Origin of the sequence: Desulfurella sp. (genome assembly GCF_023256235.1) — a bacterium.
Classification (GTDB): domain Bacteria; phylum Campylobacterota_A; class Desulfurellia; order Desulfurellales; family Desulfurellaceae; genus Desulfurella.
Window position 1 is genome coordinate 19,063 of record NZ_JAGDWY010000053.1, and the last position, 1,840, is coordinate 20,902.

The 1,840-nt window shown below is 26.6% G+C and carries 3 protein-coding genes; all 3 read left to right on the forward strand.

Going from position 1 to position 1,840, the window contains the following annotated elements; translation table 11 throughout:
• The coding region (locus tag Q0C22_RS05235; protein ID WP_291492491.1) for a tRNA methyl transferase PRC-barrel domain-containing protein at positions 1-726 on the forward strand (726 nt) is incomplete at its 5' end.
• The gene (locus tag Q0C22_RS05240) at positions 716-1,222 is read left to right on the forward strand and encodes a hypothetical protein (RefSeq protein WP_291492493.1); all 507 of its coding nucleotides are present in this window, start codon (positions 716-718) and stop codon (positions 1,220-1,222) included. The genes Q0C22_RS05235 and Q0C22_RS05240, both read left to right, overlap by 11 nt.
• Positions 1,219-1,840 (forward strand): coproporphyrinogen-III oxidase family protein (locus Q0C22_RS05245; RefSeq protein ID WP_291492495.1); only part of this gene is annotated, 622 nt, incomplete at its 3' end. The genes Q0C22_RS05240 and Q0C22_RS05245, both read left to right, overlap by 4 nt.

Genomic DNA, 1,840 nt, shown 5'->3' on the forward strand with positions numbered 1-1,840 from the left:
GGCTTTACTCCGAATCCCTGCAGTATATGCAACCCGCTTGTTAAATTTAAAATCTTGATTGAACAAGCCAATAAAAAAAATATAGATTATATTGCAACAGGTCACTATGCAGATACACAAAATGGTTTTATAAAAAAACACTTTTCAAATAAAGATCAATCTTATTTTTTAGCTTATCTGCCAAAAAGCACCATAGAGCGAACAATTTTCCCTTTAAAAAAATTTGAAAAAAAAGATATTAAAATTAAAATACCTCTTAATTTACAGGAAAGTAGCGATCTATGTTTTGTTAATGATTATAGAAATCTAATAAGTCATACAAAAAGTGGTTATATTCTATATAATGGTCAAATAATAGGCTTGCATAACGGTTTTCACAATTATACTGTTGGTCAAAGAAAAGGTATTAAATTTTCCAATGAACCATACTACGTAAAAAGCATTGATGTAATTAGTGGTAATATTGCAATAGCAAAAAGACATGAACTATATTTTGACAGATTTACTATAAGTCAGATACATTTACTTAAAAACAAAGAATGGTTTGAGAGCAATAAAGTGGAATGTCTTGTCAGATTTAGATCTAAAAGTACAATGGCAAAATTGGACCCCTACACTGGGAAAGTCTTTTTAGACGAAGCATTGTTTGCTATAACAAAAGGTCAGATTGCTGTATTCTATCACGATGATTTAATTGTTGGATGTGGAAAAATAGATGGGGTTTGAAGATCTATTTAAAAAATTTGTAAAAACCAAATTTATAAGAAATTTAAGATACGAACCTCATATTGTTGAAACTATCTCCTTTATAAAGCCTGAATACTATTCTAATATCCTGGTATTTTATAAACAAATAAATTATTTAAAATCCATACTGCTTGAACATCTCCCTAACGATGATATATTTGATTGTAATGTAGAAAATTTAGAAAATTGTACATTCGATATAAAATTTGATTGTATTGTAATATTTTTATGCAAAAACAGTTCGAATCAATATTCAATATATAAAACAATACAAAATACGAAAAACGCGGATTTATTTATTGTAGATTATTTAATGGGAAAAAAGCTTTTCAATCTGGCTTTAAGATTATCAGATAAATCTTCTTATAATGATATAAAACAAAAAAAACCATCCATATTCGAAGAAAAATACTTACTTACAGACCAGCTTATTAGTAAAAAAAACAATATTGTCATAAAAAAATTCTCAATATGAAGCTTTATGTTTATATCCATATACCTTTTTGCTATAAAAAATGTCCTTACTGCTCATTTATCTCATATGAAAAATCGATCAGTATAAAGCCCCTCTACTTAAAAGCTTTGGTTAAAGAAATTGAAAGTTTTTTTTTAAAAAACAATTCATATACCATTGAGACAATCTATTTTGGAGGCGGCACACCGTCTTTATTAAAACCAGATGAACTCACATTAATTTTAAATACAATTAAAAAATATCATATATCAAAAACATGTGAGATAACGATTGAAGTCAACCCAAACAATGCAACAAAAAATTATCTAAAAAAATTAAAAGAAATTGGTTTTACAAGAATAAGCCTGGGTATTCAATCTTTTAATGATCAAAAGTTGCAATTTTTGCAGAGATTGCACAACTCTAAGCTAAGTTTTAGTTCAATTGAAAATACTATTGAGTTTTTTGACAATGTAAATATTGATTTAATATACGGATTTGAAAATTTTAATATTTTGCAAGAAGATCTAAATCATGCTGTAAGCTTTCCAATAAAACATATATCTGCTTATATTTTAGCTATTGAAAAAGGTACTTTGTTCTATAAACAAAAAATTTCTATTGAAGAAGAAAGTGTGG

Coding starts and splice junctions, on each gene's coding strand:
- Q0C22_RS05240 (WP_291492493.1), top strand. CDS start 716: ATGGGGTTTGAAGATCTATTTAAAAAATTTGTAAAAACCAAATTTATA.